This is a genomic window from Roseovarius confluentis (assembly GCF_002917925.1).
In the GTDB taxonomy this organism is placed as follows: Bacteria; Pseudomonadota; Alphaproteobacteria; order Rhodobacterales; family Rhodobacteraceae; genus Roseovarius; species Roseovarius confluentis.
Map to the genome: position 1 here is coordinate 1 of NZ_PPFE01000013.1, position 23,266 is coordinate 23,266.

General features: G+C 63.7%; 22 protein-coding genes. 3 read left to right on the forward strand and 19 right to left on the reverse strand.

The features are described from left to right. Nucleotides 1-127 (forward strand): formate--tetrahydrofolate ligase (locus C2I35_RS19985; protein WP_146049968.1); only part of this gene is annotated, 127 nt, incomplete at its 5' end. Nucleotides 128-197: 70 nt separating this feature from the next. After that, nucleotides 198-1,088, forward strand: coding sequence for a bifunctional methylenetetrahydrofolate dehydrogenase/methenyltetrahydrofolate cyclohydrolase FolD (gene folD, locus C2I35_RS19990; RefSeq protein ID WP_103764810.1), 891 nt, complete (start codon nt 198-200; stop codon nt 1,086-1,088). A 128-nt stretch (nt 1,089-1,216) separates the two neighbouring features. Here the strand turns inward: folD and C2I35_RS19995 are convergent, their stop codons facing one another. The 16 genes from C2I35_RS19995 to C2I35_RS20070 all read right to left on the reverse strand — a co-directional run bounded on the left by C2I35_RS19995 (nt 1,217) and on the right by C2I35_RS20070 (nt 17,216). After that, the gene (locus tag C2I35_RS19995) at nt 1,217-1,636 is read right to left on the reverse strand and encodes a PaaI family thioesterase (protein WP_103764811.1); all 420 of its coding nucleotides are present in this window, start codon (nt 1,634-1,636) and stop codon (nt 1,217-1,219) included. A gap of 68 nt (nt 1,637-1,704) precedes the next feature. Beyond that, complete coding sequence (gene pdeM / locus C2I35_RS20000; RefSeq protein WP_103764812.1) at nt 1,705-2,379, reverse strand: ligase-associated DNA damage response endonuclease PdeM; 675 nt, start codon at nt 2,377-2,379, stop codon at nt 1,705-1,707. Between the two features lie 50 nt (nt 2,380-2,429). Then, complete coding sequence (locus tag C2I35_RS20005; protein WP_103764813.1) at nt 2,430-4,832, reverse strand: ligase-associated DNA damage response DEXH box helicase; 2,403 nt, start codon at nt 4,830-4,832, stop codon at nt 2,430-2,432. 76 nt (nt 4,833-4,908) lie between these two features. Continuing rightward, on the reverse strand, nt 4,909-6,219 hold the full coding sequence (locus C2I35_RS20010; RefSeq protein WP_103764814.1) for a DUF8689 domain-containing protein: 1,311 nt from the start codon (nt 6,217-6,219) through the stop codon (nt 4,909-4,911). 131 nt (nt 6,220-6,350) lie between these two features. After that, nucleotides 6,351-6,857, reverse strand: coding sequence for a prepilin peptidase (locus tag C2I35_RS20015; protein WP_103764815.1), 507 nt, complete (start codon nt 6,855-6,857; stop codon nt 6,351-6,353). 21 nt (nt 6,858-6,878) lie between these two features. Then, the gene (locus C2I35_RS20020) at nt 6,879-7,736 is read right to left on the reverse strand and encodes a tetratricopeptide repeat protein (RefSeq protein ID WP_103764816.1); all 858 of its coding nucleotides are present in this window, start codon (nt 7,734-7,736) and stop codon (nt 6,879-6,881) included. 27 nt (nt 7,737-7,763) lie between these two features. Then, nucleotides 7,764-8,324, reverse strand: a complete 561-nt coding sequence (locus tag C2I35_RS20025; RefSeq protein ID WP_103764817.1) for a tetratricopeptide repeat protein — start codon at nt 8,322-8,324, stop codon at nt 7,764-7,766. A 68-nt stretch (nt 8,325-8,392) separates the two neighbouring features. Beyond that, nucleotides 8,393-9,373: a type II secretion system F family protein gene (locus C2I35_RS20030; protein ID WP_103764818.1), complete on the reverse strand. Its 981-nt coding sequence runs from the start codon at nt 9,371-9,373 to the stop codon at nt 8,393-8,395. 10 nt (nt 9,374-9,383) lie between these two features. Further along, nucleotides 9,384-10,352, reverse strand: coding sequence for a type II secretion system F family protein (locus C2I35_RS20035; protein WP_103764819.1), 969 nt, complete (start codon nt 10,350-10,352; stop codon nt 9,384-9,386). Between the two features lie 5 nt (nt 10,353-10,357). Beyond that, entirely contained in the window at nt 10,358-11,803 is a 1,446-nt protein-coding gene (locus C2I35_RS20040; RefSeq protein WP_103764820.1) for a TadA family conjugal transfer-associated ATPase, read from the reverse strand. 13 nt (nt 11,804-11,816) lie between these two features. After that, the gene (locus tag C2I35_RS20045) at nt 11,817-13,055 is read right to left on the reverse strand and encodes a CpaE/TadZ family protein (protein ID WP_103764821.1); all 1,239 of its coding nucleotides are present in this window, start codon (nt 13,053-13,055) and stop codon (nt 11,817-11,819) included. A gap of 248 nt (nt 13,056-13,303) precedes the next feature. Next, complete coding sequence (locus C2I35_RS20050) at nt 13,304-13,969, reverse strand: OmpA family protein (RefSeq protein ID WP_103764822.1); 666 nt, start codon at nt 13,967-13,969, stop codon at nt 13,304-13,306. 14 nt (nt 13,970-13,983) lie between these two features. Further along, on the reverse strand, nt 13,984-15,405 hold the full coding sequence (locus C2I35_RS20055) for a type II and III secretion system protein family protein (RefSeq protein ID WP_103764885.1): 1,422 nt from the start codon (nt 15,403-15,405) through the stop codon (nt 13,984-13,986). A 199-nt stretch (nt 15,406-15,604) separates the two neighbouring features. Further along, nucleotides 15,605-16,477: a Flp pilus assembly protein CpaB gene (gene cpaB, locus C2I35_RS20060; protein ID WP_103764823.1), complete on the reverse strand. Its 873-nt coding sequence runs from the start codon at nt 16,475-16,477 to the stop codon at nt 15,605-15,607. A gap of 183 nt (nt 16,478-16,660) precedes the next feature. Then, nucleotides 16,661-16,846, reverse strand: coding sequence for a hypothetical protein (locus C2I35_RS20065; protein WP_103764886.1), 186 nt, complete (start codon nt 16,844-16,846; stop codon nt 16,661-16,663). A 160-nt stretch (nt 16,847-17,006) separates the two neighbouring features. Further along, a complete protein-coding gene (locus tag C2I35_RS20070; protein ID WP_103764824.1) occupies nt 17,007-17,216 on the reverse strand; it encodes a Flp family type IVb pilin in 210 nt (69 codons plus the stop codon). 359 nt (nt 17,217-17,575) lie between these two features. Between C2I35_RS20070 and C2I35_RS20075 the strand changes: the two genes are divergently transcribed. Further along, on the forward strand, nt 17,576-18,412 hold the full coding sequence (locus C2I35_RS20075) for a lytic transglycosylase domain-containing protein (protein WP_103764825.1): 837 nt from the start codon (nt 17,576-17,578) through the stop codon (nt 18,410-18,412). 9 nt (nt 18,413-18,421) lie between these two features. On the opposite strand, the gene topA is transcribed toward C2I35_RS20075, so the two are convergent. The 3 genes from topA to C2I35_RS20090 all read right to left on the reverse strand — a co-directional run bounded on the left by topA (nt 18,422) and on the right by C2I35_RS20090 (nt 23,172). Further along, nucleotides 18,422-20,953: a type I DNA topoisomerase gene (gene topA, locus C2I35_RS20080; RefSeq protein ID WP_103764826.1), complete on the reverse strand. Its 2,532-nt coding sequence runs from the start codon at nt 20,951-20,953 to the stop codon at nt 18,422-18,424. Nucleotides 20,954-21,079: 126 nt separating this feature from the next. Then, nucleotides 21,080-22,222 (reverse strand): DNA-processing protein DprA, encoded by a 1,143-nt coding sequence (dprA, locus tag C2I35_RS20085; RefSeq protein ID WP_103764827.1) that lies wholly within the window; start codon nt 22,220-22,222, stop codon nt 21,080-21,082. Nucleotides 22,223-22,350: 128 nt separating this feature from the next. Further along, a complete protein-coding gene (locus C2I35_RS20090) occupies nt 22,351-23,172 on the reverse strand; it encodes a class I SAM-dependent methyltransferase (RefSeq protein WP_103764828.1) in 822 nt (273 codons plus the stop codon). Nucleotides 23,173-23,266 lie beyond the last annotated feature (94 nt).

Genomic DNA, 23,266 nt, shown 5'->3' on the forward strand with positions numbered 1-23,266 from the left:
GTCGGCCGGCGCGGGCTTCGTCGTCGTCGTCTGCGGCGAGATCATGACCATGCCGGGCCTGCCCAGCCGCCCCGCGTCCGAATCCATCCGCCTGAACGACCAGGGCGAAATCGAAGGATTGTTCTAAAGGACCGGTTTTCCCCACCCCATGCGAGCGGTATAGGGTGGGGGACCATTTTCGGGCCGGGAGGAAAGACATGACGGCAGAGATTATCGACGGCAAGGCGTTTGCCGCAAAAGTGCGCGAGAAGGTGGCGGGCCACGTGGACCGCCTGAAGGAAGAACACGGCATCACGCCGGGGCTGGCCGTGGTGCTGGTGGGCGAGGACCCGGCAAGCCAGGTCTACGTCCGCTCGAAGGGCAAGCAGACCGTCGAGGTCGGCATGAATTCCTACGAGCACAAGCTGGAGGCGGACACCTCGGAAGAGGATCTGCTGGCGCTGATCGACAAGCTGAACAACGACAAGGACGTGCATGGCATCCTTGTGCAGCTGCCGTTGCCGGACCACCTGGATTCCGACCTGGTGATCAACTCGATCGACCCGGCGAAAGACGTGGACGGGTTTCACATCTCGAACGTGGGCCTGCTGGGCACGGGACAGAAAAGCATGGTGCCCTGCACGCCGCTGGGCTGTCTGATGATGCTGCGCGAACACCACGGGAGCCTTTCCGGCATGGACGCGGTGGTTGTCGGGCGCTCGAACATCGTGGGCAAGCCGATGGCGCAGCTTTTGCTGGGCGACAGCTGCACCGTGACCATCGCGCACAGCCGCACCAAGGACCTGCCCGAGGTCGTGCGCCGCGCCGATATCGTGGTGGCCGCCGTGGGCCGGCCCGAGATGGTGCCGGGTGACTGGATCAAGGAAGGGGCCACCGTGATCGACGTGGGCATCAACCGGGTCGAGCGCGACGGCAAGAACAAGCTGGTGGGCGATGCCGATTACGAGAGCTGCGCGGCGCGCGCGGGGGCGATTACGCCCGTTCCCGGCGGCGTCGGGCCGATGACCATCGCGTGCCTGCTGGCCAACACGGTGACGGCCTGCTGCCGTGCCAACGGGTTGTCGGAGCCGGAAGGCTTGACGGCGTAAGACCTCTTGCCCGGCGGCCCCCGCCGGGCAGCCCCCGACCGCCCCCACGGGCGGGGGCTTCACCCCCACCCTCGGTCGGGGACTGCCCTCATTTCTTTTCGGCCTTGTCGCAGGTCTTGCGCACGTCGCTAAAGGTCCACCGGGATCATGGTGCCGACCATCATGGCGATGTGGCGTTCCGCACCGTCGGTCACGGCAAAAATATCCGATTGCACCACCATCAGGCGGCGGCCCGGCTTGATCACCCGGCCCCGGGCCACAAGGGTGTCGCCCGCGCCGGGAGCCAGCAGGTTGATCTTCATCTCAGTGGTCATCACCTCCATCCCCTCGGGGATCAGGGTCAGCGCGGAATAGCCCGCGGCACTGTCGCCGATGGCGAAGGTCAGGCCGGCATGGGCGACCCCCTGCTGCTGGCGGCTGCCCTCGAGGATGGGGGCGGTGATCTCGACCCGGCCTTCGGCGATGCCGGTGAGCGTGGCGCCCAGCGTCTGCATCATGGATTGCCGGGCAAAGCTGTCGCGGATGCGGGTCTCGAAGGGAGCAGACATGGGGCTGGGGTCTCCGTAGGGTGTCCGGACAGTCTAGGCCGTGCGCGTGTGAATAGGAACCGCGCCGGTCATGCCTTTGCGCCGCGCGGCATGGGCGCGGGATGGGGGGTCTTGCCCGTCAGGATCGCCAGCGCCTCGGGGCGCATGAGATCGCAGAGCGCGGTGTCGTGGCTGCGCAGGCCGCCGGTATAGGTGCCGTAGGCGGGCATCACCAGCCGGTCGCTGTCGAGCAGGAAGGCGGGCCGGGTGATGGCGCGGCCCCGGACAGGCAGGGTGACCTTGGGGTGATAGTGCCCTGACACCTCGCCGGAAAAGCCCTGTTGCGCGATGTGGCGGAAGGTGAGCGGCGGGACAGGCAACTCGAACAGATGCGCGCCGCCAAGGTCGACGGGGCCGGGATCGTGGTTGCCCTCGATCCAGACCCAGCGGCGGCCGGCCTGAAGGCGGCTGATCCAGAGTTTTTCGGCATCGAGAAGGGCGCGGGCGGCCAGCGCGTCGTCGAAGCTGTCGCCGAGGCAGATGACGGTATGGGCACCGGTGGCTTCCAGGTCGGCCTGCAGCCGCGACAGGGTGTCGTGGGTCTCGTAGGGGGGCAGTTGCGCCTCGCCCAGGCGGGCCCGGCGTTCGGTCTTGCCCAGGTGCATGTCCGACACGCAAAGCAGGTTCAGGTCACGCCAGAAAAGCGCGCCGGAGCCGAGGGCGGTGAGACGGGCGCCTGCCAATGTGAACTCGTAGCCGTTCATGCTTCGTTCATCACGCGGGGCGACTGATTTTGCAAGGGCTTTTCCGGGTGTCAGGCGAGACCGGCAGCCTGCATCAGGCGTTGGGTTTCTTCCTCAATCAGGCGGTCCTGTGCGCTGCCTTCGACGGGGGTGCGTCCGGCCTCGAGGAACAACGGCGCTGCAAAGGGCGTGACGCGGGGCAGGCGGACAAGGTCGACGCGGTTGCCGATGCGGTCGAGCATCTCCTCGATCCGGCCAAAGTCGATCAGGCCGCGCATTGCCTCTTGCCTTGTGATGTCCAGGAGCAGGTGATCGGGGTCGTATTTGGCCAGCGTGTCGTAAAGGATATCGGAGGAAAACGTGGCCTGCCGCCCGGATTTGCGGACCTGGGGCAGGTTGCGCTGGATCAGGCCCGCGATGGTGGCGGAGGCGCGAAAGGTACGTTTTATCAGCTGGTTACCGGCCAGCCACTTGTCGAGGCCTTCGCGCAGGGCGGCGCGGTCCAGAAGGCCGGTGGCGTCGGTCAGCGGTTCCAGCCCCCAGATGAGGGTGGCGTAATCGGTCGAGACGAAACCCATGGGGGCAAGACGCATCTCCTCCATGCGTTTGCTGAGGATCAGGCCCAGCGTCTGTTGCGCGTTGCGGCCGGCGAAGCCGTAGATGCAGGCATGTTCGCGCCCGTCATGGGGGAAGCTTTCGATGAGCAGGCGGCCTACCTTGGGCAGTTGCGACACGTCTTGCTGGAGCGCAATCCAGTCGGCGGTATGGGCCGGAAGGGCGGAGTGGTCGCCGGAATGCAAGAGCGACAGGATGCGCTGGCTGAGCTGGGTGGAGGTGGCGAACTTCGTCCCGGCGAAGGTGGCGATCTTGGGTTTCTTCGCGGCGTCGCGGCTGACCTCGACCACGGTTTCGCGCAGGCCTTCGTATTTCACGATCTGCCCGCCGATCAGGAACGTGTCGCCGGGGGTGAGGGAGGCGGCGAAGCCTTCCTCGACCTCGCCCAGCGGCTTGCCGCCGCGGTTGCGGCGCATCCGGACCTTCAGCAGATCGGCGTCCTGGATGGTGCCTATGTTCATGCGGATCAGGCGGGCGCTGCGTGGATCGCGCAACTGCGACAGGCCGTCGCGATTGAGCAGGCGCTGCCATTGGTCATAGGCGCGCAGGGCATAGCCGCCGGTTGCGCAAAAATCGAGGCAGGCGTCGAACTGGGCGCGGGTGAGGGTGGCATAGGCGCCGACGGTCTTGATTTCCTCGAACAATGCATCTGCATCGAACGGTCCGGCGCAGGCGCGGATGAGGATGTGCTGGCAGAGCACGTCGCGGGGGCCGGGGCCGCGTGGCTCGCCGTCGAGGTCGTGGTCACGGACGGCCTCCAACGCGGCATGGCATTCGATGACCTCGAACCGGTTGGCGGGGACGAGCAGCGCCTTTGATGGCGCGTTGTAACGGTGGTTGGCGCGGCCGATGCGCTGCACCAGCCGCTTGACGTTCTTGGGCGCGCCGACCTGGATCACGAGGTCGACGTCGCCCCAGTCGATGCCGAGGTCCAGACTGCCGGTGCAGACCACGGCGCGCAGCTCGCCGCGCTGCATGGCGGCCTCGACCCGCTCGCGCTGTGCCCGGTCGAGCGAGCCGTGGTGGATGCCGATCGGCAGGGCGTCTTCATTGGCGAGCCAGAGGTTGTGAAAGAAGATCTCGGCCTGGGCGCGGGTGTTGTGGAAGATGAGGGTGATGCGGTGGCGTTTCACCTCTTCCAAAACGGCGGGGATCGAATAGGCCGCACCACCCCCGGACCAAGGTGGGGTGGCATCGGTTTGCAGCATGGCGATATCGGGCTCGGGGCCGGGATCGGCCATGAGGATTTCACAAGGGTCGGGGTGGCGGGCGAGCAGGCGCGCGATGGCGGCGGGGTCCTCGACCGTGGCCGAGAGGCCCACGCGGCGCAGGCCGGGACACATGGCCTGAAGGCGGCTGAGGGCGAGGAAAAGCTGGTCGCCGCGCTTCGACTCGGCCAGCGCGTGGATCTCGTCGACGACGATGCGTTTCAGCCCTGCAAAGATGCGCGGGGCATCTTCGTAGGACGTGAGGAGTGCCAGGCTTTCGGGCGTCGTCAGCAGGATATGCGGCGGGTCGGCGCGCTGGCGGCGCTTGGCCGACGAGGACGTGTCGCCGGTGCGGTCCTCGATGCGGATGGGCAGGTCCATCTCTGACACAGGCGTGGTGAGGTTGCGCTTGATGTCGGCCGCGAGCGCCTTGAGTGGCGAGATGTAGAGCGTGTGCAGCCCCTCGTGGCCGTGCTCGGCGATGTCCACCAGCGTGGGAAGGAAGCCCGCCAGTGTCTTGCCGCCGCCGGTGGGGGCGATGAGCAGCAGGGCGGGGTCATCGGCGCGGTCCAGCATCGCCTGCTGGTGCGGGTGGATGGACCAGCCGCGCGAGGCGAACCATTCAGTGAACACGGGGGGTAACGACGTCATCCGCCAGATGTAGGCGGAACCGCAAAACTTTTCAGGAAAAGTTTTGCCCGGAGTTTTCAAAAACTCCGGGCGGCGCTTACTTCACGATGGTCTCGTCCTTGACGAACATGTTCGCCCAGGCACGGTCCAAGAGGTCGGGACGCATCTGGTAGGGAATGCCCTCGAATTCGCAGATCGAAATCATCTGGTCGATCAGGAAGATCGGCTGGTAGTTGGCGTAGACGTTGTTGATCGTCGGGTACTTGACCTTGAGCAGATGCAACAAGGTGTCCTCGTCCAGCGGCATGCCGCGTTTCTTGGCCACCATGGCGAAGATCTTGAGGAAGTCCTGCTGGTTCGGGCCGTCGATCTTGATCTTGAAGAAGATCCGGCGCAGGGCGGCCTGGTCGAAGATCTCGTTGGGGTGGAAGTTGGTCGAGAAGATCACCAGCGTGTCGAACGGCACCTCGAACTTTTCGCCCGATTGCAGCGCGAGGATGTCCTTGGATTCCTCGAGCGGGACGATCCAGCGGTTGACGAGGCTTTGCGGCGGCTCTGCCTGGCGGCCAAGGTCGTCGACGATGAAGATGCCGCCCGTCGATTTCAACTGCAGCGGTGCCTGGTAGGTTCGCGCGGTCGGGTTGTAGACCAGGTCGAGCATCGACAGGCTGAGCTCGCCCCCGGTGATGACCGTGGGCCGTTCGCAGCGCACGTAACGCGTGTCGAAGGTGCGCTTGCGGCGCAGGGAGTTGGGGTCGTCGACCTCGACCTCGGCCTTGGAATGGACGATCGGGTCGTAGACGGTGATGACCTGGCCCGCGTATTCGATGGCGCGGGGGACATAGATCTTGTCGCCCATGGCGTCGCGGATGCCGTTCGAGATCGAGGATTTCCCGTTGCCGGGCGGGCCGTACATCAGGATCGAGCGGCCGGCCGACACGGCAGGGCCGAGGTGATCGAGCAGATCGTTGGGCAGCACGAGGTGGCCCATGGCGCCGGTCAGCTCGTCCCGGGTGATCTGGATGTTGCGGATCGACTGGCGCTTGACCTGTTCACGGTAAACCGCCAGCGGCACGGGCATGGCGCCGAAATATTCCGATTGCGACAGCGCGTCGAGGGCGCGGGACTTGCCCGCGTCGGTCAGCTGAAAGCCCATCTCGCCGCCCGAATTGGCGTTGAGCGTGCCGGTCGCCTCGAGCAGGCGTTGCTGGCGCGCCATGTCCACCAGTTCCTGCGTGACGGCGCGAGGCAGGCAGATCGCCTCGGAGATTTCGCTGACCATGTCGAGGTTCTTGCGGAACATGGTCTTCAGCAGGATGTCCCGCATCATGACGATGGGGAGCTGCATTTCGTCGAGCCCGGAGGGTGGCGGGGGCGGCTGAACGCCGTTGGTCACTTGCATATTCATGGTTTTCTGCCCGTTTTCTTCGACAAGTTGACATGTCTCAGGCACCGCATACTGCGGCGCAATCCGGGGCAGGATGGCATCAAATCATGCGGAAATTGTGGTCGCGCGCGGGCGTGGTTGGGGCAGGCGCCTCAGGCGCCGTAGGCGGCGCCGAGGCCGAGATAAATCACGAGTGTCGCGCCCAGGGCGAAGCCCATGGGAAACTTCTTGCCGCGGTCCCAGCTGATCCAGTCGGGGGCGAGCCGGCGCAGCGGCGTGTGTTTCGCCAGCCGGTGCGTGACGAAACAGGCCAAAAGGTTGGCGGTAAAGAGAAACATGATGATCCGCCAGTCGGCTGGGGCGATGAAGGGCGCCGCGGCGGCGATGAACTTGCTGTCGCCCGCGCCCATGAGCCCGCCGGCATTGGCGATGAAGCCGATCACGAGGGCGATGAACATGATCGCGATGCGCCATGCGTAGTCGGGCCAGAACGGGGTGACGGCCCAAAGGCCGACGATCACGAAGATCCCCGCCAGCGTCAGCACCGAGGTGTTGGGAATGCGCATGGCCTTGAGGTCACTCCACATCACCCAGAGGCAGACCGGAGTGACGAAGGGCAGGAACCAGAGCGCCGCCCAACTGGTGATTTCAAGGGGCATGACCCGCGCCTCGCACGTCTTTTATTCGACGTTGTTTTCCAGCGCATTCAGGCTGCGCGCGGCGGCCTCGAAATGCTGGGGATGCGTGTCGATGGCGTCGCGCAGAAGGCCCTTGCCGATATTGGTGTCGCCCTGCTTGATGGCCGAAAGACCCAGCGTGTAGAGCAGTTGCGCGCGCTCTTCCTGGCTGGTCTGCAGGACAGGCATGGAATATTTCTTTTGCGCGCCGCGCGCCAGGACAAGGTTGTTCTTGGCGGTGAACAGGCTGTCATCCTGTCGGATCGCGTCGGTGAACAGGCGCTCGGCGGCGGCGAAGTCGCCGCGGGTCAGCTTGGAATAGCCCCAGTTGTTCATGACGCTGGCGGGCTGGGTCGTGAGGCCGACGGCGGTCTCGTAGAAGCTGTCGGCCTTCTGCCAGTTCTGGTTGCTGTCGGCGATCATCGCCTCGAGCCGGTAGCGCTTGAAGGTCTCATGGGTCGGCGGGACGGAATCCAGCACCTCGTCGGCGCGTTTCCATTCGTTGTTGCGAATGAGCGCGTCGGCGTATTCCACCTGGTCGTCATTGGTGGACTTTTCATGCTCGACCACGTTTTGCCAGGCCGCGACGGCCTCGGTGTGGCGCTTGGCGCGAATGAGCGATAGCGCGAGGCCGCGGCGCACGTCGATGCGGTCGGGCTTTTCGCCCAGAGTGCGCTGGAAATATTTCACGGACTCGTTTGGGTCTGCCACGGTCAGCATGACATCGCCGAGATTGCTTTCGTCGACGACGTTGAGATCGGACAAGGCCCGGTCCACATCGGCCTTGCCGGCCTTTTCATCACAAGCGGAAAGGGCAAATGCGCTGCCCACGCAGATGCACATAAGAATAGGGTGGCGCATTTTTTGCGTCCTTTTACTGCCTTTGCCTCAGCCTGGTATACTGCGGATCAGGTAGTCGCTGCTCCCGCGCCGCACCAGTTTATAATCTTGCTCTAACTCTTCACTATAAAGAGAATTTTCCGATTTTGCGAGAACTAACCGCAAATTGTCTCGGATTGAGTCACTTTGGCCATTGTCGAGCGCGTAGGCCTTTTTGAACACCTGTTCGGCCTCGCCGTTTTCGCCCTTTTCCAGCAGGACAACGCCAAGGTTGTTCCAGACTTCGGGCGAGAATTCGTCTTTTTCGATGGCCTGTCGCAGTAGGCGTTCGGCGGTGTGCAGACGCCCCAGGCCGAGATTGGCGGTGCCCAGGCCGCCAAGCACATCGGCGCTCATGCCCTCGTCGAGGGCGGCGCGGGAAAAGGCGTCGATGGCCAGTTCGTACTCGCCGGCGGCCACGAGGCGGTGACCGACCAGCTTGGAGTCGACGGCCTCGCCATCCTTTGCGACGCCGGGGGCGTAGGGGCTGTCGGGATCACGCGAAGCGCCTTCGCCGCAGCCCGCGACGAGAGCGAAGGAAACCAGAAGCCAGACACCTGCTCGTGCCATGCCGGTTATGTCGCCTCTTCGTTGTGGCGGCAGGCCCGCGCGGGACCTGCCTTTCGTTGGTCCGGCCGTTACTGGCCCGCCATCGTGAAGAGTTCCATGATCCCCAGCACCGACGGGCCGACCAGAATGATCAGCAATGGCGGCACTGTAAGCATCATCGTGGCCAATGTCATCTTCGTCGGCAGCTTGTTGGCCTTTTCTTCGGCCCGCATGACCCGTTTGTCACGCATCTCGCCGGCATAGACGCGCAGGGCGTCGGCGATCGAGGTGCCGAAGGATTGTGATTGCACCAGCACGGTCACGAAGCTGGAGATATCCTGCACGCCGCAGCGTTCGGCCATTTCGTTCAGGACCGAGGGTTTGTCCCGTCCGGCCTTGACCTGGTGGGAGACGATCTCGAATTCCTCGGACAACGCAGGATAAGAGGCGCGGATTTCCTTGGACACCCGGATGATTGCCTGGTCGAGCGACTGGCCCGCCTCGACGCAGGTCAGCATCATGTCGAGGCTGTCGGGGAAGCCTTCCTCGATTTCCTGCTGGCGCTGCTGCTGGCGCTTGGTCACCCAGTATTTCGGTATCAGGTAGCCGATCCCGCCAGGGCCGAGGATATACATCATCGTTTGCGTCGTGGTCGTGTCCTCGGCACCCGCCAGGAACACCAGGAAGTACAGCACGCCGAGGATCAGAAACCCGATGCCGAGCGCGAACTGCGCGAAGTGGAAATAGCGCACGGCGTCGCGGCTGCGATAGCCGGCCTGCATCAAGGTCAGGCGGATCTGGCTGAGCTGCTTTTCATCCTCGGGTTCGAGGAACTTCGCATATTTGTCCAGCTTCGCGTTGCGCTGGCCCGAGCGAAGTTTCTTCTTCTGCTCTTCCTGCGACACGCCCGAGCGCGACGCCTTCTTGATCTTGTCCAGAGGGTCTTTCGACTCGCGGATCAGGATCGGGATCGTCAGCAGGACCAAGAGCAGGCCCAGCGTGCCGACCGCGATCAGCGGGCCGAAGGGTCCCAGCGTATCTGTCATGAGTTGTGTCAGGGTATCGAGCATGATCGTGGCCTTACACTTTGATGTTCACGAGGGCGCGCATCACGAAGAGGTTCGCCACGAGGAAGAAGCCCACGGCCAGGCAGGCCGGGATGAAGTAGGGGTGTTCCATCGCCTCGTCGTAATAGTTGGGCTTGATCATCTGGATCGCGATCAGCGCCAGGATCGGGAAGCCCGACAGGAACTTGCCCGACCACTTGGCCTCGGCGGTGATGGCCTTGACGCGGCGGAACAGGCGGAAGCGGGCGCGGATCACCTTGGCCAGACCATCGAGGATCTCGGCCAGGTTACCACCCGATTGCTGCTGGATGGTCACGGCCACGGCGAGGAAGCGCAAATCCTGCATGTCCAGCCGTTCGGCCATGTCCTTAAGCGCCTCGCCCATGTCGCGGCCATAGGCGGCCTCGTCGGCGATGACGCCGAATTCGGTGGCCAGCGGGTCGGCGACCTCGTTGGCGACGATGGAAATGGCCGAGCTGAACGGGTGGCCGACACGCAAACTGCGCACCATGAGTTCGATGGCGTCGGGCAGCTGTTCTTCCAGCATGGCCATGCGTTTGCTGGCCTTCATGTTGACCCAGACAAAGATGCCGCCGACGCCCATCGCGACGGAGACGAGAATGCGCACGGGTAAGGCGGTGCTGGTGCCGACCGACAGGCCGATAAAGGCGATGAAGCCGCAGGCCACCATCAGCATCATCAGCTGCTTGGGCGAGAACGCGATGGCCCCCATCTGGGCCTTGGTGGCGAGGATCGAGTAAAGCGGGATCTTGCGCGCCTTGAGATGCTGTTCCATCTCCTTGCGCAGCTTTTCCATCACCTCCTCGCGATTTCCGCCCTTGTCGAGCATCTCCAGCCGGCGGTTCACGCGGTTGTTGAGGCTGATGGAGCGTCCGAAGACGGTCAGGTAAAGACCCTGAACGAGGACCATGATCCCGATGAAGATCAGGCCGTAAATGATTGGCTCTGCACTGATAGACATAGCGTTTACTCTCCCACGGGTTCATAGATGCTGGGCGGCAGGTCATACCCCCACAAGCGGAACCGTTCTGAAAAATTCGACCGCACACCTGTGCCGGTGAAATGGCCGATGATCTTGTTGTCGGGCGACAGGCCGACGCGCTGGAAGCGGAAGATCTCCTGCATGGAAATCACGTCGCCCTCCATGCCGGTGATCTCGGTGATCGAGGTCATCCGGCGCGAGCCGTCCTGAAGGCGGCTGGCCTGCACCAGAAGGTTCACGGCCGACGCGATCTGCGAGCGCACCGCCTTGAGCGGCATCTCGATCCCGGCCATGGCGACCATGTTTTCCAGGCGGCTGATCCCGTCGCGCGGGTTGTTTGCGTGGATCGTGGTCATCGAGCCGTCGTGGCCGGTGTTCATGGCCTGCAGCATGTCGATCACTTCCTCGCCGCGCGTCTCGCCGACGATGATGCGGTCGGGGCGCATCCGCAGGGCGTTTTTCAGACAGTCGCGCGGGGAAACTTCGCCTTTGCCCTCGACGTTGGGCGGGCGGCTTTCCATTCGGCCCACGTGGATCTGCTGCAGCTGAAGTTCCGCGGTATCCTCGATCGTCAGGATGCGTTCGGCATTGTCGATGAAGGACGACAGCGCGTTGAGCGTGGTCGTCTTGCCCGAACCGGTACCGCCCGAGACGATCACGTTGAGGCGCGTGGCAACGGCGGCCTGAAGATAGGCCGCCATTTCCTCGGAAAAGGCGCCGAAATTCACCAGGTCGTCGATGCCCAGCTTGTCCTTCTTGAACTTACGAATGGACACCAGGCTGCCATCCACCGCGACGGGCGGGACCATGGCGTTGAAACGCGAGCCATCCTGCAGGCGGGCGTCGACGTAGGGGTTGGATTCGTCGACGCGCCGGCCCACGGCCGACACGATCTTGTCGATGATCCGCAGAAGGTGCTTTTCATCCTTGAAGGTCGTGTCGGTCAGTTCCAGCCTGCCCGCACGTTCCACGAACACCTGCTGCGGGCCGTTGACCAGAATATCGTTGACGGTGTCGTCCTTCAGGAGCGGTTCCAGCGGGCCAAGGCCGCGCACCTCGTCATAGAGGTCCTGTGTCAGCGTGGACCGGTCCTCGCGATTCAGAACGATGCTGCGTTCTTCCAGCGCCTCGCCTGCAATCGACGCGATCTCCGCGCGCAGGTCAGCCTCCGTCGCACTTTCCAACGCGCCGAGGTTCAGGTTGTCCAGAAGCGCGCGGTGCAGTTCGATCTTGATCTCGGACAAACGTTCCTTGCGCTTGCGGTCCTTGTCCTGCGGCGACGTAGTTGCCGCCGCTTTCTGAAGCGGTTTGCGCAGCGAGACGCTTTGCGCCTCTTCCACGGGGGCGGTCCGGGGTGCTTCGGCGACGGGCGTCTTGTTGGCCTTGACCGGCTGGGCGCCTTCGGTCGTCTTCTTGTATCGCGAGAACATTGGTTAACTTCCTTTATGCGGCCTGATCGGCGTCGCTTTGGCCAAGCGCGTGCAGCGAGACCGCCAGCTTGGCGATTTCCTTGCGCAGCGGGTTCTTGCCGGCGGCGCTTGCCAGCGGCGTGCCGTGGTCGCCCGCCTGCATCACCGGCTTGCCGCCGTCGGGCAGCTGCACCTCGATGCTGATTTCCAGGCTTTCGGCCATGCGCTTGACCCGGCTTTTGCCGTTCAGGTCGGTGAACTTCGGCGCGCGGTTCAGGCAATAGCGCAGCTTCTCGACCGGCAGGTCCTCGGAGCGCAGCGCCCGCTTGAGGCGCAGGGCGTTCTGGGCCGAGCGCATGTCGAGCTCCAGCGTGGTGAAGTAGATCTGCGCGGAATGCAGCACGGTTTCGGTCCACTGGACCAATGTGCCGGGCATGTCGACGATGACATAGTCGAACTTGGCGCGGGCCATGTCCAGCACACGCTGTACATCCTCGGGCGTGATCATGTCGAGCGGCAGGATGTCGGTGGGTGCGGTCAGAACCCAAAGCTTGTCCTCGTAGGAGACCAGCGCCTGCTTGAAGATATCCTCGTCCATCGAGTCGGTGTCGGCCCACATTTCATAGACGACATCCTTGCGCGGCAGGTCGAGATAGGTGGCGACCGAGCCGGTTTGCAGGCCGAGGTCCAGGATGCAGACGCGCGGGGCGTCGTTCTTGGTGACCGTGGCCAGTTCCCATGCAAGGTTCACCGCCAGGGTCGTGGCGCCGGTGCCGCCGGCAAGGCTCTGAACCGCCAGCAGAACACCGTCGCCCGGGCTGCTCGAATTGCCGAATGGGGCGGCGGCGGCGGCAGAGGCAGAGATATCGGTGCGCTGCAGGCGGTCGATCGCGGCCTGCAGCTCGTTCTCGGGCAGAGGGTAGGGGACGAATTCATCCGCGCCCTGCCGCAAAAGCTGGTGCAGGGATGAGGGGCTGACATCCTCGGCGATCAGGATCACCTTGATCCCGCGTGCCTTGGCCATGGTGATGATTTCGCTGAGCAGGCCGATCTCGTCCTCGTCGCTGGCGTCGATCGCCAGCGCCACGAATTCCAGACCGTCGGCTTCGGGCTGGTTGAAGAAGGCCAGCGCCTCGGCAAAGCCAAGATCGCCCCAAGCCTCGCCCAGGGCGGTTTCCATGTCCTCGATCAACAGGTCGAAATCCTGCACGTCACGGCTGACGGTGCAGGCCGTGATCGGGCTGGACTCGGGTTGTTTTTGCACACTACTCATCTCAGGTCGGCCCCATGCTTGTTGCGACGTCGATGCGTCGGAAACCGTTATCTTTCGGACTTCGGGACGATGCGCATACACGCACGGACCCATTGCCATGCGCTGAAACTGCTGGAAAATCTGGGCAATAATTGGGCCAAAAGATCGTAATTGTGCGATATCTCAGGACAAAAAAAACCCGCCCAACAGATTGTTTCGGGCGGGTTCTTGAGGTGGCCCGGCCTGTGGCCGGACAGGGAGAATTCAGATCATTCCGAACTACCGCTGGTGACTTCACCACCTTCTTGGACCATGATCAGTTCCGAGCGCGGTACGGCGCTGGCGACGTATTCGCGGTAGACCACCTCGGCATATTTGCCGTCCATCACGATGGGATGCGACGCGACAAAGCCGGTGACCTCGGTCACGGTGCGGCGGTTGCGGCGTTCGCGGCCTTGCGTGACGACCAGCGGCTGTGCCTCACCGAAGGAGACGACGGCCTCGAGGCGGCTGCGGCTGATGCCTTGCGATACAAGGAAGTTGACCACCGCGTTGGCGCGTTGCTGTCCGAGGCTCTTGTTATAGCCGGCGGACCCGACAAGGTCGGTGTGGCCGTAGACCCGGAAGCGGACCTCGGGGAACTGCCTGATCCAGCGGGCCTGCTCGCGCAGCGTGTCACGGGCGCCGGCATCGAGTTTTGCGCTGTTGAAGGCGAAGTTGACCGTGCTCAGAACCTCGTTAGAGAAGCGGTTGGCCAGATCGTAGACGTAGCCTTTCTCGCCGCGCATCACCAATTGGTTGTGGACGGTGGCATTGCCGAAGTTGCCGCCGTCGACGAGGCTGCCCGCTTCGCCGAAGTAGGACTTGTAGACCTGCCCCTGCTGCGAACACCCGGCGAGGGCGAGAACCGACGCTGTTATAAGAAACTTTTTCATGGCCTCGTCTCTCCTCAGTCCATCACGTAGCCGTAGGACCCGTTGAAATCCTGCCGGGCGACTTCGCCAGTCGAGCCGCCTGACTGGCGCACGTCCTTGGCGACGCGGCCGTTCAGGAACAGGTCTTTTTCCGTCGGCAGCTTGACCCGGTCGGTCGGCAGGGCAAGAACCGTGCCGCTGGTCGGGGTCACGAGATGCGCGGTGACGATGATCACCAGCTCGGTCTGGGCGCGTTCGTATTCCGCGCTGCGGAAAAGCGCGCCGAGGATCGGGATGTCACCCAGCCACGGGATCTGGCCCGCATTGTCGCGGAAGTCGTCCTGCAGCAGGCCCGCGATGGCAAAGCTTTGCCCGTCCCGCATGACAACGGTGGTCGAGGCGTCGCGGCGGCGGAAGGCGGCGACGTTCAGACCGTTTGTCGTCAGGCCGTTGGCGGGGTCGAGCGAGGAGACGGCGGCGGCCATTTCCAAGTTGATGACCTCGTCGTCCAGCACGCGCGGGGTGAAGTTGAGCTCGACGCCGAAGGGCTTGAACTCGATCGTGGTGGTGCCGTTTTCCTGGGCCACCGGGATCGGGAATTCGCCGCCTGCGAGGAACTTCGCCTCCTGGCCCGAAAGGGCGGTCAGGTTGGGCTCGGCCAGCGTGCGCACGACGCCTTTTTCTTCCAAGGCTTCCAACAGGATACCAACCTCGGTCGAGCCGATGTCGAAGCCGATGGCAAGTGCGCCGAAATTGTTCTGAACGTTCGGGATCGCGCCCGCCAGCGTGCCCAGGACGCCGCCCTGGGTGTTGGTGGTGCCCGAGCCGCCGATCGCGCCGGTGTTGCCCCCGGACCGGCCATCCAGAGACAGCGAGGTGCCCAGTGCCTTGGACACGGTGCGCTGCATCTCGGCAAAGCGGACTTTCAGCATGACCTGCTGTTTGCCCGAGACAGACATCAGGTTCGACACGCGCTCGGGCGCGTAGCGGTTGGCCAGTTCAAGCGCGCGGTCCATCTTGCCGGCGCTGGTGACGGTGCCCGACAGAACGATGCCGTCATTGGCCGACCGGACCTCGATCTTTTCGCCCGGCATGATCTGTTGCAGCCGTTCCTTGAACTCGGAGATATCGGGGCTGACATGCACCTCCACGTTGGTGATCAGCCGGCCCGTCGCATCCAGAAGGGTCAGGGTGGTGCGCCCGGGCGCCTTGCCCAGCACGTATACGGTGCGGTCCGACAATGTCGAAAAGTCCGCGATGGAGGGGTTCGCGATGCTCAGTTCCGCGAAGGGCACGTCACTTTCTACGACGACGGCCCGGTTCATCGGGATGCTGAGATCACGGTTTGCGCCCTTGCGGATCACGGTGATGGATTCCGCCATGGCCATTTCCGCGAGGGGAGAAATCAATACAGCCAGCCCCAACAGGGCAGCCTTACACAAGCTCGAATTTTTCATGTGACCTGCCTTTCCGATCACGCCTCATTAATCGGGTCTTTTCGCCCAGAATTGGCAAGACTGTGGGCCAGTTCAAAAATTTTTTCAAGAATCAACCACTTTCGAGGCGCTGTTGCTGTGGATTTTTGGGGACAGTTGCCGGAAAGAAACGAGGCGCCCTGTGGTGGGGGCGCCTCGGGTATACAAGATGTTGTGTTGATCAGTTCGTGGCGCAGGGGATCGGTGTCGAGATCACTTCACCGCCGCGGCGGGTTTTGATCGTGCAGATCTCTTCCTTTACCTGCGGCGTGGGGGCGGCGGCCTGTTCGATCCCCAGCAGCATGTTCTGGTCGACCTCGATCACCTCGGCCACGGATTCGTCGTTCGCTCCGACCAGCGACAGCGACAGGCTTCCGGTGGATTGGGCCTGCGCCAGGGCAGCGACCTGCTGCGGGTTGACGGCGACGGTGACGGTGCGGGCGATCATCGCCTCGGTGGTGTCGCCGTTGGCCTCCTGATCGACCGCGATCAGGCGGACTCCGGTCTCGATCAGCTTGGTGATCTCGCGGCCACCGCGGCGGCCGTCAATTCCCCGTTCGGAAGCGTCTCTGCCGGTCCAGTAGACATCCACGCGGTCGCCGGGACGCAAAAAGCCCGACACGCCGCTGGCCACGTCCACCTTGATGGCAAATGCACGCATGCCGCGCTGGAGCTGCGAGGTGATGCCGGCATCTTCACCCGGTCCGGTGACCTTGACATCAAGGATCGCTTCCTTGGGTTCCATCGTGCGCAGCACCGTGCGTGGTTCGTCCTCGCCCTCGGGGAAAAGGTCTTCCTCGGTGGAATATGTGCCCTTGGGCAGCGAGCCGACGGGGTAGGTCACCAGCGATACGTGATCCTTCAGCAGGCGCTGACCGTATTCCAGCTTCTGCGTGGCCACGTAGACGTCGACCGTTTCAAAGGCAGGGGCGCTCTTGGCACGTTCCTGTGCAAGCTGGGCCTGATAGCCCTGGATGTAATTCTTGGCCATGTAGACGGCAAAACCCGCCAATCCAATGCCCAGAATGAGTACAAGTCCAAACACCAAACGCATGGCGTGTCCTTTCAAGTTGTGCTGCTCTCGTGGCGTTTCGAGCGCCTTATGCTTTCTAAGCGCAATCCAATGTCTTCAAGCAAAGATCACAGTGTATAGCCTCACCGGATTGACACCGGAAACGCCTTTGAACTGGAATTGCGCACCCTCATGCCACCGCATGTTGATGAGCCTCTTCAAGCTTCATTCTTCGCCCACTGTCTGTTCAGCAATCCTTTGGGAAGTGGACGTTCCGAGTGCTTCGTTGGCGCTACCGATAGTTTGAATGGTACCCGCAGCCAAGCCGACGATTGCCGCTGTCAGAACAACCCAGTCCACGGTGACAGCGCCGGCTTCCGAATTCGAGAAGTGCTTCAGCATCTTCAACATTTTAGACCTCACTCGCTTCTTGATAGTCCGACATTGCTTAATGAATGTGGCCTTAGTTAGGCTCAGGATCGGCAATTTCGCCGGATTTCTCCTTAACCCAATGACAAAACGCCGCATAACTTGTGGTATGCGGCGTTTTGCAAGTCACGAGACTGACTTGTTAGGTGCTGCCGTCGTCGGCGGGCGCGGCGGTACCGACATCTTGGCCCTCAACGCCGCTCGAGATCGCTTGGGCCAGGCTGTTCACGCCACCGGAAACGGCAGTAACGCCAGCAACGCCCAGGCCCACGACAGCTGCGGTCAGCACGACCCAGTCAACAGTCACGGCACCTTCTTCGTCCTTGCGGAATTTTTTGATGAATTTGATCATGGTTGGTCCCTCCAAAGGATCAGTTTTACTCAAGTTGCAACCGCTTGCAGTTGAGTGGGCCGCCTCTCTCTTTGGCCCGCTGCGTTGCGGTATGGGGAGAATATAGCCGTCCGATTCCGGCAAGATTTGGGCGGCATTTGAGCGTTTTTGGACCGCGTTAACTTTTCCGCGAAGAGCTTGCCTAAGGCATTGATTTGCAATGTTTAAAAAAGGTTAAATTTTTTGAATCATTCGTTTGATCGGGGCTTTTCCTGCCGAAAGGCCGGGTTTGGCGTTCGTTATAGAACGACAATTATAGGCAAATGGCGCGATTGGTGTCATACTGGCAAAAAATCAACCGAGGCAGAGCAGGCCCGACCATGCGATTCAAACGACTTCTCGCCCTCGGCGTGTGTCTGGCGTGTGCATTCCCCGTTCATGCAGGCGATCCGCCGCCGTTTCCGGAGTTCACGTTCAAGAAAGGCAAGCCGCCCAAGAAAGGCGGTGGCAAGCTGATCACGGTGCAGATCGATCCCGAAGACCAGGCCCACCTGAAACCCACCGGCAAAAGCAAGAGCGGCGACGACGGGGCCGCGGACATTCCCGTCGTGCCGAGCGTAACCGCCGCCTATGGCTGGTTCTGGACGAAAGTGCCCACCGATGACGAGACCAGCGGGCCGGACCGGCTGCGCCTCGCGTTCGAGAACCTGCGGGACGGGCCCGGCGGTGCGTCGGTCAAGGGGCCACGGTTGCAGCACATGCAGGAGATCGCCCGTGTCCACGGCGCCGACATCCTGCGCGCCACGATCGGGACCGAGGTGTCGCCGGCGCTGGTGCTGGCGGTGATCTCGGTGGAATCGGGCGGCCGCACGGATGCTGTCAGCGGCGCCGGTGCCCAGGGACTTATGCAGCTGATCCCGGCCACGGCGGAGCGTTTCGGCGTGGCGGACTCGCTGCAGGCGGGGCAGAACATCAAGGGCGGGGTGGCCTACCTCGACTGGCTGATGAAGGAATTCCGCGGCGACGCGGTGCTGGCGTTGGCGGGCTACAACGCGGGCGAGAACGCGGTGAAGAAGCACGAAGGCGTGCCGCCCTATGCCGAGACCCGCGATTACGTGCCCAAGGTTCTGGCGGCCTTCAAGGTGGCCAGCGGGTTGTGCAAGACGCAGCCCGAACTGATCACCGATGCCTGCGCGCTGACGCTGGCGTCTTACTGAGAACCGGCGTCACGCTTTCTTCTTGGCGCGGCTTGTTCCCTTCTTCGTGCCCTTTTTCGCGGCCTTCTCGGCGATGAGTTCCACGGCCATATCCATGGTCACGTTGGCTGGCTCCACATCCTTGGGCAGGGTGGCATTGACCTTGTCCCATTTCACGTAGGGGCCATAGCGGCCTTCCATGACATTGACCGGCCCGCCGCTTTCGGGGTGCTCGCCCAGTTCCTTGAGCGGTTTGGCGGCGGTGCGCCCGCGTCCGCGCCCCGGGTTGGCGCGCTTTTCGGCCAGAAGTTCGACCGCGCGGTTCATGCCGATCTCGAAGACGTCCGCAGGATCCTTGAGGTTCACGTAGACCGGCTTCGCCTCGTCCTCGGCCTGGTGCATGACATAAGGTCCGAACCGCCCGAAATTGGATTTGACCTCGCCGCCGTCGGGATGTTCGCCCACGATACGCGGCAGGCTGAGCAGGGTCAGCGCCTTTTCCAGCGTCATCTCGTCCTTGTCCCAGCCCTTGGGCAGCGACGCGCGTGGCGGTTTCTTGTTCTCTGGCGTCGGCTCGCCGCGCTGCACGTAAGGCCCGAAGCGCCCGGACTTCAGCCAGATCTCGTCGCCCTGATCCTCGCCCAGCAGACGCTCGTCACCCTCGGCGCCTTCACCGGCGATGGGGCGGGTATAGGTGCATTCAGGATAGTTGCCGCAGCCCACGAAGCCGCCGGTGCGAGAGGTCTTCAGATGCAGGCGTCCTTCGCCGCATTTGGGGCAGATGCGCGGATCGGACCCATCCTCGCGCGGGGGATAAAGCTGCGGCGCCAGCACCTCGTCCAGCTTGTCGAGCACCTCGGCGATGCGCAATTCCGACGCTTCCTCGACCGCGGCGTGGAAATCGCGCCAGAACTCGGCCAGCACCTTTTTATAGTCCGCGTCGCCGGCCGAGATGACATCCAGCTCTTCCTCGAGGTTGGCGGTGAACTCGTAGCCCACGTATTTTCGGAAGAAGTTCAGCAGGAAGATCGTGACGATCCGGCCCTTGTCCTCGGGGATCAGGCGGTTCTTGTCCTTGCGGACATATTCACGCTCCTGGATCGTGGTGACGATACTGGCATAGGTCGAGGGGCGGCCGATGCCCAGCTCTTCCATCTGTTTCACCAGCGTCGCCTCGGTATAGCGGGGCGGGGGCTGGGTGAAATGCTGTTCGGGGGTGACCGAGCGCTTGTCGGTCTTGTCACCCTCGGCCAGTTGCGGCAGGCGCTTGTCGTCGTCATCGACGACGGCGTCGTCACGGCCTTCCTCGTAGACTCGCAGGAAGCCGTCGAACAGCACGACCTGCCCCGTTGCGCGCAGGCCGACCTGGCCGTCCTTCGAGCCGATCTCGACCGTGGTGCGTTCCAGCCGCGCGCCTTCCATCTGGCAGGCCAGCGTACGCTTCCAGATCAGGTCATAGAGCTTGCGCTGATCCGGCTCGCTGAGTTTCAGGCTGTCCACGTCGCGCGTCATCTCGGTGGGACGGATGCACTCGTGCGCTTCCTGCGCGTTCTTGGCCTTGTTCTTGTAGATGCGGGGGCTGGACGGAACGTAATCCTTGCCGAAGCGCTCGCCGATGGCGTCGCGGGCGGCCTCGACCGCCTCGGGCGCCATGTCGATGCCATCTGTCCGCATATATGTAATGTGTCCCGCCTCATACAGACGCTGGGCCGCGCTCATGCATTGCCGGGCACCCATGCCGAACTTGCGGCTGGCCTCTTGTTGCAGGGTCGAGGTCATGAAAGGCGGGCTGGGGTTGCGGCTGCCCGGCTTGGCCTCGACGCTCGTGACCGTGAGGTCGCGGCTCTCGATTGCCTGTTGCGCCATCTCCGCCTGCGTGGCGTTCTCAAGGTCATACTTGTCGAGCTTGTCACCGGCCAGGCTGACCAGCCGCGCCTCGAACTCTTGCCCGCGGGGCGTGGTGAGCAGGGCCTTCACGCTCCAGTATTCGCGGGGATTGAACGCCTCGATCTCCATCTCGCGTTCTACGATCAGGCGCAGGCAGACCGATTGCACCCGGCCCGCGCTGCGTGCGCCGGGCAGTTTGCGCCAGAGCACGGGAGACAGGTTGAAGCCCACCAGATAGTCCAGCGCGCGGCGGGCCAGATACGCCTCGACCAGCGGGCCGTCCACGTCGCGCGGGTTCTGCATCGCCTCGGTGACGGCGGTCTTGGTGATGGCGTTGAACACCACGCGCTTGACGTCGGTGTCCTTCTTGATGGCGCGGCGCTTGCGCAGGGCCTCTTCCAGGTGCCAGCTGATCGCCTCGCCCTCGCGGTCGGGGTCGGTGGCGAGGATCAGGGAATTGTCGTCCTTCAGCGCGTCGGCGATGGCCTTGATATGTTTCTTGCTGTCGTTGCCGACCTCCCAGGTCATCTCGAAATCCTGGTCGGGATCGACCGAGCCGTTCTTGGCCGGAAGGTCGCGCACATGCCCGTAGGAGGCCAACACGGTGTAGTCCTTGCCCAGGTACTTGTTGATCGTCTTGGCCTTGGCCGGGGATTCGACAACAACGACTGGCATGAACACTCCTATGGTCTGAAAAACGGGGCGGGCGACTCGGCCCGGCCCCATGGCGGCGCAACATGTGGTGTCTGTGCGGGGATTGTCAATGCGGCGCGGAACGCGTGGTTGTCGGGGCGCTTCGTCTCAGTTCAGCGAGACGAGCCCGCCGGGATGGCGCCGGATCTTGCCGTCGACCTCGAGATCGGTGAGCACCGGCGACACTTGCGCGGCGGGGGCCGAGAGGTCGCGGATCAGCTGATCCTCGGCCAGCGGGGCGGGGCCGAGGCGGTTCAGGATGTCGGTATGAAGCCGGGCGGTTTCGGTCAGGCTGCGCTTTTCCGGCGGCGGGGCCAGCCGAAGTTCGGGCTGCGGCGGTGGCGCCGTGTCCGAAAGGGCGGGCAGGGCGGCGAGCACGTCATCTGCGTTGCGTACCAGTGTGGCCCCGTCGCGGATCAGCATGTTGCAGCCCGCGGCGCGGGCGTCGAAAGGATGTCCCGGCACCGCCAGCACGTCGCGCCCCTGATCCAGCGCGTTGCGGGCGGTGATGAGCGATCCGGACTTGGCCGCGGCCTCGACCACCACGACGGCCTGCACGAGGCCGCTGATGATGCGGTTGCGGGCCGGGAAGTGCCGCGCCTGCGGGGTCATGGCGATGGGTTGTTCCGACAGGCGCAGGCCGGTCCGGGCGATATCCTCTGCCAGCTTGGTGTTCTCGGCGGGGTACATGACGTCGACGCCGCCCGCGACGACTGACAGCGTTCCGTGATCCAGCGCGGCCAGATGCGATGCCGCGTCGATTCCCCGGGCGAGGCCGGAGACAACGACATGACCCTGCTCGGACAGCGCGCCCGCCAGTGCCTTGGCCATGCGCAAGCCCAGCGAAGACGCGTTGCGTGCGCCGACAAGCGCCACCATGGGGCGGTGCAGCAGTTGCATGCCCTGTCCGGCGGCCCACAGGAAGGGCGGCGCATCGGGGATGCCTGCCAGAAAGTCGGGGTAATCGGGGCTGCCCATGAAGATCAGCCGGGCGCCAATGGCGGCGCCGGCCTTCAGTTCAGCCTCGGCCACGCCGATGGGGCAGGGGGTATATTTCTCGACGCCCGCGGCACGGGCGACCTCGGGCAAGGCCTCCAGCGCCGCTTGGGCGCTGCCGTGTTCGTTCATCAGCCTGTGGAACGTCGCCGGGCCGACCCGGCGAGAGCGCAACAGACGAAGCCACGCTACCCGATCATCTTCCGTGGTGGGTGGGAGTGGGGGGTGAGTGGAAGGATGTGTTTCCTCGGACATCGTGACTTCGCCTAGCTGCAGGGTCAGTGATACGCGCGGTTGGTTAATAGGGAGTAAACCAAAACCATTCTGGTTGAAGAAATTTTGATTGCATACGCATCAAGGTTCATTCGCGCCGAATGATCGGTTCATACACCGCCAAGAGTACCGGTCACTAGCCAGACCCGGTGCGGCACCTGCAAGGTGCCGTCGGGGAAGTCGCGCGCCAGCAGGGCCGCGAGGTCGGCGTCGAATCGCGCCGTCGCCTCGGCGTCAAGCGAAGCGGCGACGCCGGCGCTTGCCCGGATGCGCCCGCGCCAGGCGGTATGCGTGTAAGGCTGCAACACATCGAAGGAGGCGGTTTCCAACGCGGTGAAGCCTGCGCTGGCAAGATCCGTCAGCCACGCGGGATAAAGACCTGTGCCGCCCGCCCCGGCCCAGCCGGGAGTGTAGTGCAGGATCAGCGCCTCGGTCGCCGCCACCACGTTGCCGGGCAGAGGAAGCCAGTCGAAATGGGCAATCACGACCCGCCCGCCGGGGCGCAGCAGGCGCACGACCTCTGCCGCGGCGGCGGGACGGTCGAACCAGTGCCAGCATTGGCCCGCAGTGACGAGGTCGGCCGAGGCGGCGGCAAGTCCTGTCGCCTCGGCCTTGCCCATCTTGTAGGTGATTTCGACATCCGCAGCTGTGTCCAGCCTCGCCGCTTCGTCGAGAAGCGGCTGCGCCGGGTCTATGCCGGTGACCTGAAGCCCGCACGCCGCCAGTCCGCGCGCGACGGTGCCGGTGCCGCAGCCCAGGTCGATGGCGGTCTGGCCGGGGCTGGCCCAGCCGCGCTCTGCGAGAAGGTCGAAGAAGGCAAGCGGGAAGCCGGCGCGATGGGTGGCATAGTCTGTCGCGGTGCGGCCGAAATCGACGTCCCTGCCGAAGGCGCGGAGGGCACCGGTGTCGAGGTTTTGGGTCGGGTCTGTCATTTTAGTACGTGCTTTCGGAGCTTGGTTCGCGCGGAATAAAGGCCGGAGGCCGCCGCGCGATCGCCAGACCGCCCCCCGGGCTGGCGATTTGGGA

Bases quoted from the DNA above. Each gene is read 5' to 3' on its own strand.
- folD (WP_103764810.1), top strand. From the start codon at position 198: ATGACGGCAGAGATTATCGACGGCAAGGCGTTTGCCGCAAAAGTGCGC.
- C2I35_RS19995 (WP_103764811.1), bottom strand. From the start codon at position 1,636: ATGTCTGCTCCCTTCGAGACCCGCATCCGCGACAGCTTTGCCCGGCAA.
- pdeM (WP_103764812.1), bottom strand. From the start codon at position 2,379: ATGAACGGCTACGAGTTCACATTGGCAGGCGCCCGTCTCACCGCCCTC.
- C2I35_RS20005 (WP_103764813.1), bottom strand. From the start codon at position 4,832: ATGACGTCGTTACCCCCCGTGTTCACTGAATGGTTCGCCTCGCGCGGC.
- C2I35_RS20010 (WP_103764814.1), bottom strand. From the start codon at position 6,219: ATGAATATGCAAGTGACCAACGGCGTTCAGCCGCCCCCGCCACCCTCC.
- C2I35_RS20015 (WP_103764815.1), bottom strand. From the start codon at position 6,857: ATGCCCCTTGAAATCACCAGTTGGGCGGCGCTCTGGTTCCTGCCCTTC.
- C2I35_RS20020 (WP_103764816.1), bottom strand. From the start codon at position 7,736: ATGCGCCACCCTATTCTTATGTGCATCTGCGTGGGCAGCGCATTTGCC.
- C2I35_RS20025 (WP_103764817.1), bottom strand. From the start codon at position 8,324: ATGGCACGAGCAGGTGTCTGGCTTCTGGTTTCCTTCGCTCTCGTCGCG.
- C2I35_RS20030 (WP_103764818.1), bottom strand. From the start codon at position 9,373: ATGCTCGATACCCTGACACAACTCATGACAGATACGCTGGGACCCTTC.
- C2I35_RS20035 (WP_103764819.1), bottom strand. From the start codon at position 10,352: ATGTCTATCAGTGCAGAGCCAATCATTTACGGCCTGATCTTCATCGGG.
- C2I35_RS20040 (WP_103764820.1), bottom strand. From the start codon at position 11,803: ATGTTCTCGCGATACAAGAAGACGACCGAAGGCGCCCAGCCGGTCAAG.
- C2I35_RS20045 (WP_103764821.1), bottom strand. From the start codon at position 13,055: ATGAGTAGTGTGCAAAAACAACCCGAGTCCAGCCCGATCACGGCCTGC.
- C2I35_RS20050 (WP_103764822.1), bottom strand. From the start codon at position 13,969: ATGAAAAAGTTTCTTATAACAGCGTCGGTTCTCGCCCTCGCCGGGTGT.
- C2I35_RS20055 (WP_103764885.1), bottom strand. From the start codon at position 15,405: ATGAAAAATTCGAGCTTGTGTAAGGCTGCCCTGTTGGGGCTGGCTGTA.
- cpaB (WP_103764823.1), bottom strand. From the start codon at position 16,477: ATGCGTTTGGTGTTTGGACTTGTACTCATTCTGGGCATTGGATTGGCG.
- C2I35_RS20065 (WP_103764886.1), bottom strand. From the start codon at position 16,846: ATGTTGAAGATGCTGAAGCACTTCTCGAATTCGGAAGCCGGCGCTGTC.
- C2I35_RS20070 (WP_103764824.1), bottom strand. From the start codon at position 17,216: ATGATCAAATTCATCAAAAAATTCCGCAAGGACGAAGAAGGTGCCGTG.
- C2I35_RS20075 (WP_103764825.1), top strand. From the start codon at position 17,576: ATGCGATTCAAACGACTTCTCGCCCTCGGCGTGTGTCTGGCGTGTGCA.
- topA (WP_103764826.1), bottom strand. From the start codon at position 20,953: ATGCCAGTCGTTGTTGTCGAATCCCCGGCCAAGGCCAAGACGATCAAC.
- dprA (WP_103764827.1), bottom strand. From the start codon at position 22,222: ATGTCCGAGGAAACACATCCTTCCACTCACCCCCCACTCCCACCCACC.
- C2I35_RS20090 (WP_103764828.1), bottom strand. From the start codon at position 23,172: ATGACAGACCCGACCCAAAACCTCGACACCGGTGCCCTCCGCGCCTTC.